The 19,309-nt window shown below is 44.3% G+C and carries 18 protein-coding genes and 1 tRNA gene; 10 read left to right on the forward strand and 9 right to left on the reverse strand.

The window, feature by feature from the left end; translation table 11 throughout:
- Positions 1 to 208: 208 nt before the first annotated feature.
- The 3 genes from LJ658_RS12495 to LJ658_RS12505 form a co-directional block, all read right to left on the reverse strand.
- Positions 209 to 793 carry a 50S ribosomal protein L25/general stress protein Ctc gene (locus LJ658_RS12495; RefSeq protein ID WP_230546848.1) on the reverse strand — a complete coding sequence of 195 codons (585 nt, stop codon included), beginning with the start codon at positions 791 to 793 and terminating at the stop codon, positions 209 to 211.
- 51 nt (positions 794 to 844) lie between these two features.
- Positions 845 to 1,789 (reverse strand): ribose-phosphate pyrophosphokinase, encoded by a 945-nt coding sequence (locus LJ658_RS12500; RefSeq protein ID WP_230546849.1) that lies wholly within the window; start codon positions 1,787 to 1,789, stop codon positions 845 to 847.
- A 93-nt stretch (positions 1,790 to 1,882) separates the two neighbouring features.
- Positions 1,883 to 1,953 (reverse strand) — tRNA-Gln (locus LJ658_RS12505).
- Between the two features lie 213 nt (positions 1,954 to 2,166).
- Here LJ658_RS12505 and LJ658_RS12510 point away from each other — a divergent pair.
- Positions 2,167 to 5,298: a DUF2723 domain-containing protein gene (locus LJ658_RS12510; protein ID WP_230546850.1), complete on the forward strand. Its 3,132-nt coding sequence runs from the start codon at positions 2,167 to 2,169 to the stop codon at positions 5,296 to 5,298.
- A 140-nt stretch (positions 5,299 to 5,438) separates the two neighbouring features.
- Here LJ658_RS12510 and LJ658_RS12515 read toward each other — a convergent pair whose 3' ends face one another.
- Together LJ658_RS12515 and LJ658_RS12520 are read right to left on the reverse strand one after the other, a co-directional pair.
- On the reverse strand, positions 5,439 to 6,395 hold the full coding sequence (locus tag LJ658_RS12515) for an acetyl-CoA carboxylase carboxyltransferase subunit alpha (protein ID WP_230546851.1): 957 nt from the start codon (positions 6,393 to 6,395) through the stop codon (positions 5,439 to 5,441).
- Between the two features lie 49 nt (positions 6,396 to 6,444).
- Positions 6,445 to 6,948, reverse strand: coding sequence for a hypothetical protein (locus LJ658_RS12520; protein ID WP_230546852.1), 504 nt, complete (start codon positions 6,946 to 6,948; stop codon positions 6,445 to 6,447).
- Between the two features lie 83 nt (positions 6,949 to 7,031).
- Here LJ658_RS12520 and LJ658_RS12525 point away from each other — a divergent pair, with 83 nt between their 5' ends.
- From LJ658_RS12525 to LJ658_RS12555, 7 genes are all read left to right on the forward strand, one after another.
- On the forward strand, positions 7,032 to 7,691 hold the full coding sequence (locus tag LJ658_RS12525; protein WP_230546853.1) for a DNA alkylation repair protein: 660 nt from the start codon (positions 7,032 to 7,034) through the stop codon (positions 7,689 to 7,691).
- A gap of 4 nt (positions 7,692 to 7,695) precedes the next feature.
- Positions 7,696 to 8,280, forward strand: a complete 585-nt coding sequence (locus LJ658_RS12530) for a Crp/Fnr family transcriptional regulator (RefSeq protein WP_230546854.1) — start codon at positions 7,696 to 7,698, stop codon at positions 8,278 to 8,280.
- Between the two features lie 73 nt (positions 8,281 to 8,353).
- Positions 8,354 to 9,325: a zinc-binding alcohol dehydrogenase family protein gene (locus LJ658_RS12535; protein ID WP_230546855.1), complete on the forward strand. Its 972-nt coding sequence runs from the start codon at positions 8,354 to 8,356 to the stop codon at positions 9,323 to 9,325.
- Between the two features lie 88 nt (positions 9,326 to 9,413).
- Complete coding sequence (locus tag LJ658_RS12540) at positions 9,414 to 10,619, forward strand: carboxypeptidase-like regulatory domain-containing protein (protein WP_230546856.1); 1,206 nt, start codon at positions 9,414 to 9,416, stop codon at positions 10,617 to 10,619.
- Positions 10,620 to 10,724: 105 nt separating this feature from the next.
- A complete protein-coding gene (locus LJ658_RS12545; RefSeq protein ID WP_230546857.1) occupies positions 10,725 to 12,206 on the forward strand; it encodes a glycine--tRNA ligase in 1,482 nt (493 codons plus the stop codon).
- Positions 12,207 to 12,393: 187 nt separating this feature from the next.
- Positions 12,394 to 14,556 carry a tetratricopeptide repeat-containing sensor histidine kinase gene (locus LJ658_RS12550; RefSeq protein ID WP_230546858.1) on the forward strand — a complete coding sequence of 721 codons (2,163 nt, stop codon included), beginning with the start codon at positions 12,394 to 12,396 and terminating at the stop codon, positions 14,554 to 14,556.
- A gap of 35 nt (positions 14,557 to 14,591) precedes the next feature.
- On the forward strand, positions 14,592 to 15,689 hold the full coding sequence (locus tag LJ658_RS12555) for an AI-2E family transporter (protein WP_230546859.1): 1,098 nt from the start codon (positions 14,592 to 14,594) through the stop codon (positions 15,687 to 15,689).
- 55 nt (positions 15,690 to 15,744) lie between these two features.
- Here the strand turns inward: LJ658_RS12555 and LJ658_RS12560 are convergent, their stop codons facing one another.
- The 4 genes from LJ658_RS12560 to LJ658_RS12575 form a co-directional block, all read right to left on the reverse strand.
- Positions 15,745 to 15,942 (reverse strand): hypothetical protein, encoded by a 198-nt coding sequence (locus tag LJ658_RS12560; protein WP_230546860.1) that lies wholly within the window; start codon positions 15,940 to 15,942, stop codon positions 15,745 to 15,747.
- 169 nt (positions 15,943 to 16,111) lie between these two features.
- Positions 16,112 to 16,531, reverse strand: coding sequence for an OsmC family protein (locus LJ658_RS12565; RefSeq protein ID WP_230546861.1), 420 nt, complete (start codon positions 16,529 to 16,531; stop codon positions 16,112 to 16,114).
- Between the two features lie 129 nt (positions 16,532 to 16,660).
- Positions 16,661 to 17,731, reverse strand: a complete 1,071-nt coding sequence (locus LJ658_RS12570; protein WP_230546862.1) for an NADH:flavin oxidoreductase/NADH oxidase — start codon at positions 17,729 to 17,731, stop codon at positions 16,661 to 16,663.
- Between the two features lie 90 nt (positions 17,732 to 17,821).
- On the reverse strand, positions 17,822 to 18,187 hold the full coding sequence (locus tag LJ658_RS12575; RefSeq protein WP_230546863.1) for a hypothetical protein: 366 nt from the start codon (positions 18,185 to 18,187) through the stop codon (positions 17,822 to 17,824).
- Positions 18,188 to 18,333: 146 nt separating this feature from the next.
- Here LJ658_RS12575 and LJ658_RS12580 point away from each other — a divergent pair, with 146 nt between their 5' ends.
- A complete protein-coding gene (locus LJ658_RS12580) occupies positions 18,334 to 18,672 on the forward strand; it encodes a single-stranded DNA-binding protein (RefSeq protein ID WP_230546864.1) in 339 nt (112 codons plus the stop codon).
- A 173-nt stretch (positions 18,673 to 18,845) separates the two neighbouring features.
- A complete protein-coding gene (locus tag LJ658_RS12585; RefSeq protein ID WP_230546865.1) occupies positions 18,846 to 19,118 on the forward strand; it encodes a hypothetical protein in 273 nt (90 codons plus the stop codon).
- The last annotated feature ends 191 nt before the right edge of the window (positions 19,119 to 19,309 follow it).

A 19,309-nucleotide genomic window follows, 5' to 3' on the forward strand; every position in this document is an offset into this window, starting at 1 on the left:
CGGCTTTTTAAATGTTTACTAAAATAGGATTTAATGTCTATGTTATTAATTGTACCGGTTATTACTGATTTCACCGATGGAACCTTAATCCCTCCAACAACAACTTGTTGCGAAGATATTATTTTCTAAAAAAAACAAAAGCGACAAGTATTAAACTTGTCGCTTTTAAAATCTGTGGAATCACTAACTAATCAGTGAAATCCTTAAATTATTTTTTACCTGCTGCTGCTTCCTGCTCGGCCTGACGTAAAGCACGTGAAGTTGTAACAGAAACAATAGTATCTTCTTTAGAATTTAAGATAGTTAAATTAGGTAAGCTGATTTCTGCAACCTTAACTGATTTACCAACTTCTAAAGCTTCAATGCTAACATCAATAAAGTCTAAATGATCTTTAGGTAATGCTTTGATTTTTAGCTTACGTAATTTTTGTACCAGTTTACCACCTACTTTAACACCTGGCGAAGTACCTGTTAAACGTACAGGGATGTCGATAGCAATAGGTTTAGCTTCATCCAATAATAAGAAGTCTACGTGGATGATCTGCTCAGTTAATGGATGGAACTGCAGATCTTTAATAATAGCCTGTGATTTAACACCAGCAATGTCAAGGTCGATGAAATGAACAACCGGCGTATAAACTACGGCTTTCAAATCAGCTGCGGACACCGAAAAGTGGGTTTGTGTTGCACCACCGTAAAGCACTGCCGGTACCAAAGCCTGGTAACGCAGCTCTTTCGCGTCTCTTTTCCCTACGTTCTCTCTTGGAGAACCGCTAATAGCAATTGATTTCATTTGTTTTATTTATTATTTATTTATAAAGCCCTGCATCGCGCAGGGATATTTTTAATCTACTTTAAACAGCTGGCTTATTGAGCCATGTTCATTTACGTTCATTATCGCTTTGGCAAACAAATCAGCTGTGGATAACACGGTTATCTTTGGGCTTGGTTGTTTTAACGGTATGGTATCTGTAACTATCAGCTCGGCCAGGGCAGAGTTTTCAATAGTTTCATAAGCATTACCAGACAATACCGGGTGCGTACAAACTGCACGTACGCTACGTGCGCCACGGTCCATGATCAGCTGAGCCGCTTTTGCCAGTGTACGGGCCGTATCGCAAATATCATCTATTAACACAATGTCCTGGTTGGTAACATCACCTATCAGCGTCATTGATTCTATCTCATTGGCGCGTTTACGTTGCTTGTCGCAAATTACCACCTCGGCGTTAAAGAACTTGGCAAACCCACGTGCCCGGTATGAGCCGCCCATATCGGGCGATGCAATGGTTAATTTACTTAATCCCAGTGCTTTAATATAAGGTACAAAAATTATTGAACCGTCCAGGTGGTCTACCGGAACGTCAAAAAATCCCTGTATCTGCGCTGCATGCAAATCCATGGTCATAATGCGGTCTATACCTGCCGCCACCAGTAAATTTGCAATCAGCTTGGCACCTATAGCAACACGCGGTTTATCTTTCCTGTCCTGTCTTGCCAAACCAAAATAAGGTATAACGGCGTTTACATGATGGGCAGAAGCCCGGCGGGCAGCGTCTATCATCATTAATAACTCCATTAAGTTATCGGTAGGCTGATGAGTAGAATTAATCAGAAAAAGATCACAACCACGAACAGACTCATTAAAATGGGGCTGAAACTCGCCATCGCTGAAACGGGATAAAACAGATTCACCTAGTCCATGACCATAAGCATCAGCAATTTTTGTTGCCAGTTCTACAGAGCCAGAACCTGAAAATAATTTAACTGTGTTAAATTGTAAGGGCATCGTTTGGTTATTGCTATAAAAAACAATTTCGGATTTGAATCTTCTCCGGAACTAATCCGAAATTGAAAATCCGAAATCCGAAATCGTTAATTGTTGCCCGACCAGGATTCGAACCTAGACAAACGGTACCAAAAACCGTCGTACTACCATTATACTATCAGGCAATCTCCGCCCCCGAAACATATGTTCCGAAAAGGAATGCAAATATAAGACGAAATTTTCAACTTCAAAATGGAAATCTCAAAAAAGTATAAAACTTATTGTGTGACTGCAAATTATGTTAAAATATGCTAAATCCTAACGGGGGCAGCCACAATATCAGCTTAGTTTTATTATTTTCGGCTCAGATTTAAACCATTACCTCTTATATTTTCCAGATGAAATATAACAAGATCAATAACTTATTTGGCTGGATAGCCTTCCTGATAGCTTCAATAACTTACATTTTAACCCTTGAACCATCAGCCAGTTTTTGGGATTGCGGCGAATTTATTGCCTGTATATACCGTCTGCAGGTAGCCCACCAACCGGGTGCGCCGCTATTTACCATGATTGGCAAAATATTTTCTTTATTGTCGATGGGGCATCTTGATAAGGTAGCTTACTGGACTAATATGGCGTCGGCGCTGGCCAGTGGGGCAACCATATTATTTTTATTCTGGACGATTACCGCGCTGGCAAAAAAGATCCTGATAAAAAAAGAGGACGACCTTCATCTCACCAACATCATCCTGATTATGGGTGCCGGTATGGTAGGCGCGCTGGCTTACGCTTTTTCTGATACGTTCTGGTTCTCTGCAGTCGAGTCGGAAGTTTATGCGCAGTCATCGCTTTGTACCGCTATTGTGTTCTGGGCTATTTTAAAATGGGATGCGCATGCCGACGAACCCCGTTCTGATAAATGGATCATTTTCATAGCGTATGTAATGGGCCTGTCAATCGGCATTCACTTATTAAATTTACTGGTAATACCCGCCATTGCGCTGGTAGTATATTTCCGCAAATCAAAATCTGCGAGCACCTGGGGCACTATCAAAGTGTTTTTATTGGGCGTGGTAATTGTGGCGGCCGTGTTGTGGGGCATTATACAGTACACGGTAAAAGGCGCCGCTTTTTCTGACCTCTTTTTTGTAAACACACTTGGCTTCGGTTTTGGCAGCGGTGCCATTGTATTTTTCCTGCTGCTGTTTGCAACACTGATTGCCGGGATACTTTATACCATTAGGCCATCAAATACAACCATTATTACTGCCGCTGTTTGCTTTGTGTTAACGCTGACCATAAGCGCCGGTATTTTGGGTTTTTTTATGTCGGTTATTATAGCGGCTATATTAGAGTATGGTTTTAAAATACGCGAGAAACGTTTTGCATTAAACAGCTTTTTAATTTGCACCGCTTTTATATTGTTCGGTTACAGTTCGTTCGTGATGATCGTTATCCGTGCCAAAGCGGGGACCAATCTAAATAACAGTAACCCGCAGGACGCCTTTGCCTTAAACGGCTACCTTAACCGTGATCAGTACGGCGACACTCCGTTATTGTACGGCCAGTTTTTCGATTCAAAAGCCATTGATCAGACAGAGGGCGCAAACATTTATCGCCGTGGTGAAACCAAATATGAGATAGTAGGTAAAAAACAAAACATTGTTTATGACCACAACACTATCTTTCCGCGGATGTTTAGTGAGAAGGCAGGCCACGCGCAATTTTACCGCGATTGGGTACAACTGCCCGAAGGCCAGAGCCCAACATTTGCCGACAACCTTTCATTCTTCTTTAGCTGGCAGGTTAACCAAATGTATACCCGCTATTTTTTGTGGAACTTTGTGGGCCGGACCAATGAAATGGACGGACAGGACAACGGAATAGACGGCAACTGGATTAGCGGCTGGAACTTTAGCAAGGTACTGCCCTACTCGGTAACCAAAAGCAAAACTTATAACCGGCTGTTTTTCTTACCGCTGATTTTAGGATTGCTGGGCGTTTATTTCCACTTTAAGCGCAACCAAAAAGATGCCGGCGTGGTGGTGGTGCTTTTCTTTTTTACCGGTATCGCCATATTATTATACCTTAACCAGGACCCATTGCAGCCGCGTGAGCGTGATTACGCTTATGCCGGCTCGTTCTATGCCTTTGCAATATGGATAGGCCTGGCAGTCCTCTGCATAGCCGATCTGTTAAGTAAAAAAGAACGCAAGATCAATGCTGCATTACTGGCCACCGTGGTATGCCTGGCGGTTGGCCCGGTTTTAATGGCAAACCAGGAGTGGGATGACCATGACCGCTCAACCAAGCTTACACCGCATGATATGGCGTATGATTACCTTAACTCGTGCGCCCCAAATGCCATCCTGTTTACGTTTGGCGATAATGATACGTACCCCTTATGGTACATACAGGAAGTTGAAAATGTGCGCCCTGATGTGCGTATTGTAAACCTGAGCTTATTAGGTACTGATTGGTACATCAGGCAGATGACAGGCAAAATGAATGAGTCTGCACCGTTGCCGATTACCATGGCTTTTAATAAATATAAAACCGGCACCCGCGACTTAATTTATTATAACGATGCCAAAATACCGGGATCATTAGAATTAAAGGATGTATTTGATTTTATAACGTCAGATAACAAAGATGCTATGGTACAGTTTGAGAATGGCGAATCAATGAATTACCTGCCTACCAAAAACTTTAAATTAACGGTAAATGCTGATGACGTTATTAAAACAGGCACCGTGCCTGCCGATAAAAAGGACCAGATTGCCCCGGTTATGGACTTTACATATCCGGGTGGCGCCTATGTTACCAAGGATAATTTAGCTATGATGGATATTTTATCACATAACAACTGGAAAAGACCGGTTTACTTTACCGTTACCTGCCCGCCCGAAAATATGATGGGCCTGGGTAAATACATGTATAACGAGGGTTTTGCCTATCGCCTGTTACCTTTAAAACCGGATACTGCCGCCACCCCATTGGATGCTACTAACAGCCTGGTAATGTATAATAACCTGGTTAACAAATTTAAATGGGGCAATTTTAAAACGGCAGGCTATCTGGATCATGAATCATTAACCCAGTTTTTACCGTTAATTACCCGCGTTTATTTAAACCTTGCCGATAAGCTGGTTAAAGAAGGGCACCCTGATCTGGCTAAAAAAGCTTTACATAAATTTGATGACGTAATGCCGGCTATTATACCGGTGCAGGAAATAGCTGTGCGCAAGTATTATATGGCCGAACTGGCCTATCGCCTTGGTGAAACCGCCCTGGCTGACAAAAACGTGAGCCAGATTGAAGATTATGTAGCCAATTCATTAAACTATAACTACTCGTTGTTTAAAGATGGTAAACAAACCGCCGGGAATGAGGTACAATTTGGGATCTCTTTATTAAACGGATTAACGGGTCTTACCAAAACCTATAACCACACCGGCTTAAGCGATAAATACAAAGCACAATTGGATGTTTATGTTAAAGATTTTGGGGTTAATTTGAAGCAGTAATAGCCATTATGCGCAGCACAATTACAATTTTACAGCGTGCTGTTACTTCGCCGCGCCCCTCCGGCAAAAGCAAATTATATTAAAGAAAAAGGCCGGGCTTCCTATGAAGCCCGGCCTTTTTTCTTTAAGGATCACTGTTATCACCCTTCTATTACCACACCCATTGAGCAGAACTTGTCTATACGCTCGGTAACCAGTTCGTTAACGTCGCGTTCTTTAAGGGCTTTAATATCTTTTAACAGTTGTTTCTTTAAGGTGGCTGCCATGGCAACCGGGTCCTGATGTGCGCCGCCCAGTGGCTCTTTAATAACGCCGTCAATCAGTTTATTTTTTAACATCTCGGTCGAGGTCAGTTTCAGCATCTCTGCAGCACGTTCTTTTTGCTCCCACGTTTTAAACAGAATGGTTGAGCAGTTCTCGGGCGATATAACCGAATACCACGAGTTATCCAGCATCATTACCTTATCGCCAATACCAATACCCAATGCGCCACCCGATGCACCTTCGCCAATAACTACGCAAATAACCGGCACTTTAAGTACCGCCATCTCCAGCAGATTCCGCGCGATGGCTTCGCCCTGGCCGCGCTCTTCAGCTTCCAGCCCCGGGAACGCTCCCGGTGTATCAATAAGCGTAACTACCGGTTTGCCAAATTTTTCGGCCAGCCTCATCAATCTTAAAGCCTTGCGGTAACCTTCTGGGTTAGCCATACCGAAATTGCGGTACTGCCGTTCTTTGGTATTGCGGCCTTTTTGATGGCCTATGAACATAACTGTTTCGCCATTTAAGGTACCAAAACCACCAATTATAGCTTTATCGTCGCCAACCGTGCGGTCGCCGTGCAATTCAATAAAATCGTCGCACATCAGCTCCAGGTATTGTAAAGTATATGGCCTTTCGGGATGACGGGAGATCTGCACTTTTTGCCAGCCTGTCAGGTTACCGTATATTTCTTTCTTGGTTGCTTCTAATTTACTCTCCAGCTCAGCCACTGTTGCAGACATGTCTAACTTATTTTTGTCTTCAACCTGCTTCACTTTTTCAATCTGGTGAAGCAAATCTGCCAATGGTTTTTCAAAATCGAACGTAATCTTCATATCTAAAATAATGAGGGCGCTAAATTAAATAAATTGAACGGCATATTCATCAATTACGTTTCTGCAAGCCTTCATACCTGTCTATTTGTTTCTGCGACAATAGTTTTTGTGTTGATAAACAGGCCTGTAACAACGCGTTTCTTAATTCGCCCTGGTATAATCCATAACGGTTAGCATAAAAAATAAGGCCGCCATCCTGCACTTTATTATACCTGAACATGCTATCAAGCATCCGTTCTGTATCAATAACAGAACCGCCAATCTGTAATCTGCGACGCCTTAGGTAAGCGCTGGCCTCAGTTATTTTCTTTATTTGTATAGGACTAAGGTCTAGTTCATTGCGCCATTTCAGTACTTTATCCGGTAGTGGATAATGGTTCATTTCAGCAACCCGGGCCAGTTCCTCGCCTGCTTCACCTTTTAAATAAGCCTGATATTGCTGATAGGTTAAGGTACGTGCCGGCGAATGCCCGGCCGATGTATCCGTATGGGTTTGCGCATAAATTAAGGTAGCCATCAGCACCGGCAAAAAAGAAAATAAAGTTTTAAGCATAAATTTTGTTTACCCAATAAACGGCATTTGAGCCACAAAGTTCATTAAATTTTATAATTTTCGGGAAATTAACCTGCTGCGTTATGGATGTTACCGAAGTTATCGCCCTGTTAAAACAAAAAGCCGACGCCAAATACCGCGACGGAATGCTGCGTTTTGGCATTGAGAATGAAAAAGCGCTTGGCGTTAAAATTCCGGAACTGAGACAGCTGGCTAAACAGATCAAAAGTGATCATGAGCTGGCGCAAAAATTATGGGCTACTGACATCCACGAGGCGCGCATACTGGCGTCAATGATAGATGACCCGGCGCTGGTAACACCACAACATATTGACAGGTGGGCCAAAGATTTTACGTCCTGGGATATCTGCGATCAGGTTTGCGGCAACCTGTTTGACCGCACCCCGTACGCCATTGAAAAAGCAATTGAATTTAGTGCACATAAAGAAGAATTTGTAAAACGCGCCGGCTTTGTGCTGATGGCCGCATGCGCGGTGCACAATAAAAAAGCACCCGATGATGTTTTTATCAGCTTCTTCCCCATCATGGAACGCGAGGCCTGGGACGACCGGAACTTTGTAAAGAAGGCTGTAAACTGGGCGTTGCGCCAGGTTGGTAAACGCAACAGGGTGCTGTTACCGGTTGCTATTGCCTGCGCAGAGCGGATTTTGCTACAGGATAGCAAAGCTGCCAGATGGATAGCGGGTAATGCGTTAAGCGAATTGAGGAAGAAAATAAAGTAAACCTATGCTTTTCCATTTTAAAAATCAATTTCCGCAATTAAATCCATTTTGGGATAAGTATCTTGAATTTCAGCAGCGGCAGGAAGTTGCCGCAAAAACCATTTTGCTGGCAGAAGGAACAGTGTCACAAAATTATATTTTTATTGAGAAAGGCTGTGTCAGGGCCTTTTTTAATAACAACGGAGACGATAAAACCGTACAGTTCTTTTTTGAAAATGAAGGCCTTACCTCGTTTGAAAGCTTTATTAATGATACCCCCGGCCAGTTCACTATTGAAACCATCGAACCATCGGTTGTCTATTTATTGCCTAAACAATATGTTATCCGGTTGATGGAGGAGTTAAGTTCCGAGCCTTATTTTGCCCGGCTGATTATGCAGGTATCGGCCGGGCGGCAAACCCATTATATTAATGAGTTTGTTTCCTTTATCAGGGATAAGCCCGAGCAGCGTTATCAAAAATTACTAACTGAAAGACCACATATTATACAACGGGTGCCGCAGCATTACATAGCATCCTACCTGGGTGTAAGCACTGTGCATTTAAGCCGCATCAAAAGCAAACTGGCAAAAGGTAAATTACATTTCTGAATTTGATAACATATGTTATCGTCGCCGCGCTGCTTACTTAGCTAATTTTATCCCCTGACAAAAAAGAAAAAAAATGAAAGCAGCAATAATTTACGACAAAAACGAATTGCCTCAGTATATGGATTTCCCCGATCCCATAGCCCAAACCAATAACGAACTACTGGTAACGGTCAGGGCTGTCGCCATTAAACATTTTGATAAAGGGCGCGCTACCGGTAAGCACTATACCAGCAACGCGCCCAAACCCGGTAGCCGGGTGGTTGGCGGCGATGGCGTTTGTTTGCTTGCAGACGGCACCAGGGTGTATGCAATGGGCGTATCTGGTATGCTGGCGGAGAAAGCGACTATAGACCGCGACCGGATGGTTAAATTACCCCGGGAACTGGATGATGCCGCAGCGGCTGCGCTGCCTAATGCGGTAATTGGCGCGGCAATGGGGCTGAGGTTTAAAGCGGATATCCAACCCGGTGACGTGGTACTGATTAACGGCGCCACGGGTTTTACCGGCCGTATAGCTGTCCAGATCGCCAAATATTACGGCGCAAAAAAAGTTATTGTAACCGGCAGAAATCAGCAGTCGCTTAATGACCTCTTAAAACTTGGTGCAGACGAAGTAGTTTCTGTTTTGCAGGATGATGAGTCATTTAAAGCACAGCTTAAAGCAATCCATGCCCAAACACCTATTGATATTATCATAGATTACCTGTGGGGGCACACCGCCGAAATCATACTTGCCTGTATAAAGGGCGACGGCTCATTTACCAACCATATCCGGTATGTATCGGTAGGCAGCGTAACCGGCGATCTGATCCAGCTATCGGCAGCTAACCTCCGGAGTGTCAACATTCAGCTAAGCGGCTCGGGTTTGGGCGCCTGGTCAAGGCAGCAGGTTGGCCTGCTTTTTACCGAAATATTGCCCGATATGTTTCAACTGGCCGCGGCAGGTAAACTTAAAACGGAAACTATTACGGTTAAGCTAAAGGATATCGCTAAACTTTGGGATATGGATATTCCGGCCGGAAAACGCCTGGTGGTAACCATCTAATTGCGGCAATGATCTTTATTCTAAAGATCATTGCCGCCGAAGGCGCTTCAAAACCGTATATTAGTGAGGCAATTAATAATGTCACCACATGCGCCTTAAAAACCTTATCGTCCTAACTGTATTAATTTATAACGGATTATCCGCTTATAGCCAAACAAGGCTCAATGGCAAAGTGATTTCCGCTACAGATAAACAGCCAATCTCTAACGTTTCCATCAGTCTGCAAGGCAAAGATATCGGCACCGTTACTAACGAAGAAGGCAGGTTTACACTCGTTGCCCGGCTTACCCCCGCCGATTCATTAGCTATTGATTACCTGGGCTATAAATCACAAAAAATAGGCCTGAATAATATTAGATTAAGCCAGGAATTAGTGATCCAACTGGATACTTTAATCCGGCAATTAAAAGAAGTGGCTGTAAAACCACTTACGCTGCGTCAATTGCTGGACAGCATTACCATCCATAATCAAAAAGCGTTTTTAACTCCCATGAAATTGAATGGCTATTATCGCGAATTTGTATTTACCAATAATAAATGCACCGAATATGCAGATGCGCTTACCACCTATTTTAGAAGCACCAATAAATTATCAGATGACGGGCAACTAAAGATCATCGCATCCCGCTGCGCCGAAGCAAAAGAAGACAATAAAGACAAGTCGGCCGCTAAAGAATTTTATCTGGACTCAAAAGTGCCACCCAACAGGCTTTTTGAATATGCCATGCTTTATGGAATGATAGATAAGTACTTCCCGGTTGAGGACTTGAAGTATTATAATTATACCATGGAAAGCGTGCAAAACTCAACCGACCTGGTAGTAATTGTGTCGCCAAAACCTGCAGCTGCTGATAAAATACACCGGGTAACATTTCATCTGACTGATGATTTTACCCTGCAATCATACCGGCTGGAAATAGATCCCACACGAATGCAAAATTTACCCAGCCGCAGTTTACTGGGCATCCACGTAAAAGTCTTGAAACGATATGCCGAGGTTAATTATGAACGGTCAGGCAATAAAATATATCCCAGGTTTTTCAAATTTGATGTGATGGTACATATTGGCGGTAAGTTTTCAGGCACAACGCTTGATCAAACTTACAATCCACGAAGTGAGTATGTTACCACGGATATCAGTACAACTAACCTTACACCTTTTGCCCGCAGCGAAGTTTATAAAAAAGGCAACCTCTGCAATAACGGTGTGGCAATTAATGACGCCTTATTAAAGGAACACAATTTTATTACGCCAAGCACGAAGGACAGTTTGGCGATAAGCTCGATGAGGTAATCCCCCGGGATCTCTTTTTAGCCGAGACTTTTTTATTTTTTAAAGCCCCCGCTTTTAGGCGGAGGGTTTGGGTGGGGTGAAAAAAGATATATATTTGCCCCTATTATGAGCAAGAATACCGACGAACTGTTTAAAAACGTTATAGCACACGCCAAGGAGTATGGCTTTGTTTTCCCGAGTAGTGAGATCTATGATGGCCTGAGCGCCGTTTATGACTATGGCCAGTTTGGGGCCGAGCTGAAAAACAATCTTAAAACCTACTGGTGGAAATCAATGGTGCAACTGCATGATAATATCGTTGGTATTGATTCGGCCATATTTATGCACCCTAAGATCTGGAAGGCAAGCGGTCACGTTGATGGCTTTAGCGACCCGATGATCGACAATAAAGATTCAAATAAACGCTACCGCGCCGACCAGCTGCTGGAGGACCGCATAGCCAAACTTGACGAGGAAGGCAAAACCAGCGAGGCCGAGGAATTACAGGTAGAAATGGATAACGCCCTTAAAGCCGAGAACCTTCCACGCCTGCGCGAACTGATCATCGAACAAAATATAAAATGCCCTATCAGCGGCACTGCTAACTGGACAGAAGTACGCCAGTTTAACCTGATGTTCAGCACCCAGGTAGGCGCTATAGCGGATGAATCTGACACGATATACCTGCGCCCTGAAACAGCGCAGGGCATTTTTGTAAACTATCTTAACGTACAAAAATCAGGCAGGATGAAAATTCCGTTTGGTATAGCGCAGATAGGTAAAGCGTTTCGTAACGAGGTTATTGCCCGGCAGTTCATTATCCGCATGCGTGAGTTTGAGCAAATGGAAATGCAATATTTTGTGCGCCCCGGCACACAGAAGGAGTGGTTTGAAAAATGGAAAGCAGCCCGCCTTAAATGGCACCTTGCTTTAGGTACCGACGCTGCTAAATACCGCTATCACGAACATACCAAGCTGGCCCATTATGCGGATGCCGCCTATGACATTGAGTTTGAGTTCCCGTTTGGTTTTAAAGAGGTTGAAGGCATCCATAGCCGTACTGATTTTGACCTGAGCCAGCACCAGCAGTTCTCGGGCAAAAAAATGCAATATTTTGATCCGGAAATTGATCCGGCTACTGATAAACCTTACGGCAACTACATCCCTTACGTAATTGAAACCTCCATAGGTTTAGACCGGATGTTCCTGCTAACCATGATAAATGCCTATGAGGAAGAAGACCTGAGCACTGCCGAGAAACAGGATAGCCGCACCGTGTTGCACCTGCACCCCTGCCTGGCCCCGGTTAAAGCCGCCATTTTCCCGCTGACTAAAAAAGACGGCCTGCCTGAAAAAGCCCGCGAGATTATGGACCAACTTAAACTTGATTTTAACCTGCAATATGAAGAGAAAGATGCCATTGGTAAACGCTACCGCCGCCAGGATGCCATAGGAACGCCTTTTTGCATCACGGTTGATCATCAAACGCTTGAAGATAATACCGTTACCATCCGCCATCGCGACAGCATGCAACAAGAGCGGGTAGCTGCTGATGAATTGGATAAGATCATTGGCGACCTGGTAAGCTGGAAGAATTTGCTTAAATAAAAAAAACTTAATTAATAAACAAAACAGCCCGCTTAGTCGTTTTAAGCGGGCTGTTTTGTATTTATTATTTACCGATACTTTTTAAATAATAAGTTATACTTTTATTCTTTATTAACTATCGAATAATAACCGCTTGAGACCTTATTTCGTCCTACTTATTATTTTTAATCTGGCCAGTTTTAAACTGATGGCCAAACAGCAGGATAAATCGGTCGATAGCCTTAAAAGACTCATAGCACCGGTATTAAATAACAACGCGCAGGCTATTGATACAACTACCATCAAGCGTATTGATAAACTGGCCGCCAAATACTTTGATTCATACCCAGACAGCACCTATTATTACGGCAAATTAGAAATCGGCCTCGCCAAGAAAATAAATTACAACCTGGGCGTGGCTAACGGTACCGCCAAACTGGCCGCCGTAAACACCTTCAGGGGTAACTATACCGAATCGGCCAAAAACTATAATGCAGCACTAAAAATCTATCAGCAATTTAACAACTATAAGGGAATCAGCGACAGTTATAACGGGCTGGGCCATATCCAGGATTTTTTGGGTAATTACGATGCCGCTCTGCAGCTATACCGCAAGTCGCTGGCTTATTGCTTAAAAACACCCAGCGAAATCGACGAAGGCCATTGCTATAATTTGATGGGAATCAGCTACGATAGCAAAGGTGATCTGTCAAAAGCGCTGGATTGCTATTTCAAATCGCTTTTTATTGATATCAAATATAATAACAACCGGCGGGCCGCCGATAAATACAGCAACATAGGCATTATTATGCAGGAGCTGGAGCTTTACCCAAAGGCCCTGACCTATTATAACCGCGCCCTGGCCCTGTGGCAAAAAGCAGGCGACCAGCAGGGCATCAGCACGGGCTGCCTTAACATCGGCGACCTCTACATCATCCAGGAAAAATATCCGCAGGCAATAGGTTATATCCGTAAAGCACACGCCATCTTCACCCGGATGAATGACAGCGAGGGCCTTGGCATGGTGTATTATGACCTGGGCTTGTACAATTACTTTGCAGGCTATAAAGACAGCGCCAAGCGCTACCTTAACCTTGCGCTGAAATCGGCATTAAAAAATAAAATACGCTATAATAAGGCCTATGCTTATCAGGGCCTGGCCAAGGTTTATAATCTTGAAAAAAATTACACTCTGGCCTATAAATACGCACTCCAGGCCCAAAAAACCGCCCGTCAGCTAAACAGCCTGATAGCGATGACCGATGCCACCCTGCAACTAAGCACGGCGCTGGCCGGCCTTAAACGTTTTGAGGAAGCCTATCAGCAGCACCGGCAATACTCGGCCTACAAAAGCGACCTGAGGCATAATGAAAGCATCAATAAAGTAATGCTTTATAACCTCGAGATCGACTTTAATAAAAAGCAGCGCGACCTTGCCTACAGCCAGCGGAAAAAAGAGCTGGTATACCAGCAACGCCTGGATAAACAGCGCAATGAGAATCTGATCTCGGCAGCCATTATCATTATTTTAACCATAATTATACTGGTGTATTACAACGCCAAAAGCAAGCAGCAAAAAATTAACCGCCTGCTGGCCGAAAAGAATAAAGAGATCATATCGCAACAGGAGGACCTTAACGCACAAGCCACCAAGCTAAATGAGCTAAATATTTTAAAGGACCGCCTTATAGGTGTTTTGGCGCATGACCTGCGCGCGCCTATAAGCACCCTGCGCGGCCTGTTTAATTTAATGACCGATGCCAGCATTACCGCCGCCGAGTTTATTGAGCTTACCCCCAAGGTGTTTAACACACTTGAGCATACCAGCGACTTTTTAGATACCCTTTTGTTTTGGATAAATAGCCAGGTTGACGCCAGCGAAAATAAAACCAAAAACTTTTTACTGGCCGGCCTGGTTGACCGCGAACTGCTGCACCTGGAAGATAAGCTGCAACAAAAAAATATAATCGTTCAGCTGGCGCTCGCTCCAGATGCCGTTGCACTGGCCGACCCCAACCCCGTGCGCATAGTGATCCATAATTTTTTAACCAACGCCATCAAATTTTCAAACCGCAACGGGGTGCTCGAGATCTCGGCATCGTTACAGGGAGACGAGGTGGAGTTTTGTATAAAGGACCACGGCATAGGTATGAGCCCCGAATATCTTAACACCCTGTTTAAAAGCCAGGTAATAAGCAATGCCGGTACTGAAAATGAAAGCGGCACCGGCATGGGCCTGCTGTTCTGTAAAGATCTGATCCAAAAGCAAAACGGCCGTATATGGGCCAACAGCAGCCTTGGCCAGGGCACTGAGCTTTGTTTTGCCATACCCGCCGGCACCCCGGCAGGAAACCTTTTCAAAAACAATTAAGGCTAATTTACCTTTGTTTGTAAAGCTTATTTGTTATGGCCATTAAAGAATATCCATTTTATTTAAAAAGCACCGTTATCCTGTTCGGGCTTATTTTGCTGGTTTATATTTTTGTACAACTGATTGATATTATGGTGCCCCTGGCCTTTGCCGCCTTTTTATCTATCCTATTAAACCCGCTTTGTAACCGATTTGAGCGGCTGGGCCTGCGTAAAATTTATGCCATTGTACTGGCTATGCTTATTATGCTGATAGGTGTGGCCAGCGTATTTTATTTCCTGTCCACCCAGATCATCCAGTTTGGCGACTCGCTACCGGCGCTGCAGCAAAAATTTGCCGAGTTATTTATACAGGTTAAAGACTGGGTGGCCCAAACCTTTGGCCTGGCCGTAAAAAAACAGGACCAAATGATCAAGTCTGCCCTGGACAGCAGTCAGGGCATCGTAAGCAGTACCCTGGGATCATTACTGGGTACTTTGGCCATTATATTTTTACTGCCGGTATACATATTTTTAATGCTGTATTATAAAACCCTCATCCTTAATTTTTTATACGAGGTTTTTGCCGAAGAGAACTCAAAAAAAGTAAGCGAAGTGTTAATGCAAACCAAAACCGCCATACAAAGCTACATTGTAGGTTTATTGATCGAGATGATGATTGTTGCGGCCATGAACTCGGCGGCGCTGCTTGCGCTGGGGGTTAAGTACGCCCTGCTGATAGGCTGTATTGGCGCTATACTAAACCTGGTGCCCTACCTGGGTGGCATTATAGCTATTGCCCTGCCCGTGTTGATGGTCACCGTAACTAAAGATGGCTACAGTACCCAACTGCTGGTAATACTGGCCTACATAGTGATCCAGTTTATTGATAACAATATACTGGTGCCGCGCATTGTATCCTCAAAAGTGCAGATCAACTCATTAATATCCATTGTGGTGGTGCTGCTGGGCAACGCCATGTGGGGCCTGGCGGGAATGTTTTTGTCCATACCGTTTATAGCGGTGCTCAAAATCATATTTGACCGTATTGAGGGCCTTAAGCCCTGGGGCAAATTACTGGGCGACTCAGTCCCTACCCGCCACATGGGCCAGATCTGGAGCCGCCGCCGCAAACAGGCCGTCGGCGTAAAATAGTCGCATAACCTGCTTTTTACTGCCTCACAATTATTTCAGGCTTAGTAGGCGTTAATCACTCTACCCAAAACATCATTTCAATATCGTGCTTTATTTCGGCCGGCAGATCAGGCTCTGTGATGTGGACAGTGACCAGTTTTTTACCTTCAATAACTACGCACGACATGATGCCGCGCCTTGCAGTATCGAAGTAGTCTTTATATTGCTTTTCAATTGCCTTAAGATATTCAACGGTAAACTCATAATCGGTCATGCCAAATCAGCTTTAGGTAATAAAACTAATTCATTATCAGTCAATTAAAAATGATCTTCATCACTAAGGTAGTATGGCGATAACCGTTCACGGGTACAAAAAAGCCGTAACTCCGGATGATGATTACCCGGGGTTACGGCTTAATAATACTGTACGGTGACGTTGTTGCTTATTGGTAGCTAATATTTAGCGTAATGGGCACACTCAGCGCCTTGCTGATAATGCAGTTGGCCTTAGCGCCTTCGGCAATCTCTTTAAATTTATCTTCAGATACGCCGTCAATCACCGTGCCTTTAAGCTCCAGGTGGATACCGGTAATGGCAAGCGCCTGCATATCAAGGTCAAGGATGGCATCGGTGGTCAGGTCGCCCGGGGTAAAGCCGGCCTGGCTAAGGGCGGCACCCACGGCCATGGTGAAGCAGCCGGCATGCGCGGCGGCAATCAGCTCTTCGGGGTTGGTGCCAATGCCATCGGCGAAACGGGTTTTAAATGAATATTGCGTATTATTTAATATGGTGCTCTGGGTAGAGATCTCTCCCTGGCCCTCGGTTAAGGTGCCGTTCCAATGGGCGTGTGCGGTGCGTTTCATATTAGTTTTGGTTTTATTGTTGTGTATGTAAATATATAAATTTAATAAGTTTTGCCTGCGGCGATGCGTTAACTAATCTTTAATATTCAGTTAAATAATCATAGCCGGTGGCGACCCTAACATCAACCGTTAAGCGGGCCATTTGGCACGCTCATATTGCACGGGCCATTTCACCCCGGTATAACCCAGCTCGTGCGCGGCGCGCAGCGGGAAATGAGGGTCGCGCAACAACTCGCGCGCCAGCATCACCATATCCGCCCGACCCGTTTGGATGATTTCGTCAGCCTGCTTAGGGTCGGTTATTAAACCTACAGCGCCGGTAAGTATGCCGGTGGCGCGTATAGCTTCGGCAAACTCAACCTGGTAACCGGGTTTTAAAGGGATCTTAGCAAGCACATTACCACCCGATGAGCAGTCGATAAGGTCGACCCCGGCATCCTTTAAAATTTTAGCCAGCGCAACGGAGTCGTCTATGGTCCAGCCGCCTTCGGTCCAGTCGCTTGCGGATATGCGCACAAACAGCGGGTTGCCCGCGGGCCAAACTTCTTTTACGGCGGCCACCACTTCCAGTAGCAGGCGTACGCGGTTTTCAAATGATCCGCCATATTGGTCGGTACGTTTATTACTTAGCGGCGAGTAAAATTCGTGCAGCAGGTAGCCATGGGCGGCGTGTAGCTCAATCACCTTAAACCCGGCCGTTACGGCACGGATGGCGGCTGCTTTAAAATCGGCCTTTACTTTTTCTATCCCGGCCTTATCCAGTTCCTGCGGCGCTTCTTCGGTATCGGCAAAGGGCACGGGGCTTGGGGCCAGAGTCTTCCAGCCATTCGGCTGGTCAGACGCGATCTGCGCATTACCGTTCCAAGGCAATTCATGGCTGGCTTTGCGGCCCGCATGAGCCAGTTGTATGCCGGCTACGGCCCCCTGGGCGTGGATAAAGCCGGTGATCTCTTTTAGTTTGGAGATATGCTCGTCTTCATAGATCCCCAAGTCGCCATAACTGATCCGGCCCTCGGGCGATATAGCAGTGGCCTCAGTAATAACCAGTGAGGCGCCGCCTACCGCCCTGCTGCCTAAATGTACCAGGTGCCAGTTGTTGGCAAAGCCATCTGTACTGCTATACTCGCACATCGGCGACACGACGATACGGTTCCTGAATTCGATATCTTTTATTTTTAGGGGGGAGAATAGATTTGGCATATTATGTTTTTTACGGGCAAATATGGATAGTAACATTCGGTGCCGTTTCACAGTTTTGTAAAATACCGGCACTAAAACTTTTTATGACATTTATTCGGTTTTTTCTTCGCGTTTTACCAGCAAAACTTCGTCGTTATCCAGCGGTAAATAGCCGTACTCATAACAAAAGTGGTAAGTTTTGCCATTTTGGGTATCGTACTTATTGGTTAGGTATTTAAAGTTAAAACCCCTGGCGGCCATTTTTGCGGCAGTGGTTTTGGTTTTGCCGGTGGGGTTCATTTCTTCCAGTATGCGGCGGTTGCGTTTCAGGATGTTATTGATATTGCGCACCAGGTTATAGCTGTTACTGTTGAGCTGGTTATTATAATTATTGCGGCACAGATCGTTGCAAAACTTTTTATCGGCACGGCCGTGAATAGGATTACCACAATCAAGGCAGGTTTTTTCGATTTCCATAAGGCTAAGGTAGTCAATTATATATCCGCTTGCAAACGTTTGCAAATGTATATTGTCGACTATAAACGCTTAATAACCGACTAATTTTCGGGCCCCGCTGCACTTTTGTATCGTCAATTAAAAACACACACGATAAATCAAAAGTTATGAACTCATTAAAAAACAGCGTACGCCTGGTAGGTAACCTGGGTATGGATCCGGAAGTAAAAACATTTGACACTAATAAAAAGCTGGCCAAGCTATCCCTGGCTACCAGCGAGAGCTACAAAAATGATAAAGGCGAAAAGATAACAGACACCCAATGGCATAACTTGGTGATCTGGGGCGCCCAGGCTAAAATAGCCGAAGACATCCTGAAAAAAGGTGACGAAATTGTTATTGAAGGCAGGATAAATAACAGAAGTTACATAGATAAAGACGGCAATAAAAAGTACACCTCAGAGATTGTAGTGAACGAATTTTTAAAGGTAAGCAGCCGCAACTAATAAATGATTACACCAATTTGCTTTGATTATACTGATTTTGCCGCCTAAACCTTATCACTTTATATCATATCGGAAAAATCTGTGTAACCCTATCAATAACCTAAACCTTATCACTTTACATCGTTGAAAATCATATTGTACTTTGATGTAAGCATATTAATACCATATTTATTATGTACTTAGAAGCAAAAGAAACCGTCCGGTTGTATCAGTTGTTATCAGAAAAATTAGGTAACGACACCGCCGAGGCCATGTTTAAATACATTGATAATAAAACAGAGCGATCTGTGGAAAACAACATCCAGGCATTAGCTACTAAAGATGACCTGTCAAAGGTTAAATATGACCTGGGTAACGACATCCGCAATTGGGTAAAGTGGGTGTTCATTGTTTGGATCGGACAGGTGGGCGCAACACTGGCAATTCTGCTGATCCTTAAAAAATAAGTCTGTAACCATTAAAAAGATAATCACTAAGCCGATCTCCATAAACAGTTATAAGGTTATGTGATTACAGTAAACAACCCCCACCTAAGGTGGGGGCTTTATTCTAACCTCTGAAAGAGGTATTCGTCAAAACAACTTCAAATCAGTCGAGCCATCTTCTTTTCGTTCTTCCTGCTCCTGATACTTCACAT

The sequence above is a fragment of the Mucilaginibacter sp. UR6-11 genome (assembly GCF_020880695.1).
In the GTDB taxonomy this organism is placed as follows: Bacteria; Bacteroidota; Bacteroidia; order Sphingobacteriales; family Sphingobacteriaceae; genus Mucilaginibacter.